The organism is Frankia tisae, assembly GCF_025403405.1.
Lineage (GTDB): Bacteria > Actinomycetota > Actinomycetes > Frankiales > Frankiaceae > Frankia > Frankia tisai.
The window spans coordinates 1-422 of sequence record NZ_JANEZT010000844.1; the positions used below are offsets into that span (position 1 = coordinate 1).

At 60.2% G+C, this 422-nt stretch carries 1 protein-coding gene; it reads right to left on the bottom strand.

From position 1 onward, the window contains the following. Positions 1–315: DUF2946 domain-containing protein (locus NBZ85_RS34285; protein WP_261563523.1), on the bottom strand; the 315-nt coding region annotated here is incomplete at its 3' end. Positions 316–422 lie beyond the last annotated feature (107 nt).

Here is a 422-nt window from a genome sequence, read left to right on the forward strand (position 1 = left end):
GACGCTGGCATGGACGACAGCGGTATGCGCGAAAGCTGCTTGAGTCGCGAAGGCAAGCGGCACCGGTGGCACGACCGGGAAATGTGCGAGCAATCCGCAATAGCCGCATGCTTCCCAATGAAACGCCAGCGAATGCGAGTCACTTGCGCCACTGCTCGCCGACGCGTCGGCCTGCGCCGAGCAATGGTCGACCAGCGCCGCGTCGAGACGATCCCGCGCATTCAACGCTTGCGACACCGTAGGTGCGAGCGTTGCCATCAGGATTGCGAGCAATCCGAGGATACTGCCGATCTTCTGCAGATGGCGGCGCAGCATAGGGCGAGATGTTGGAGAAATGAAAGCCGGGAGATTATGCCACGCAGCTTCGCCGAAATCACACGCCGATCGACACGTAATGATGGATATAGCGGCCTGCATGAGAT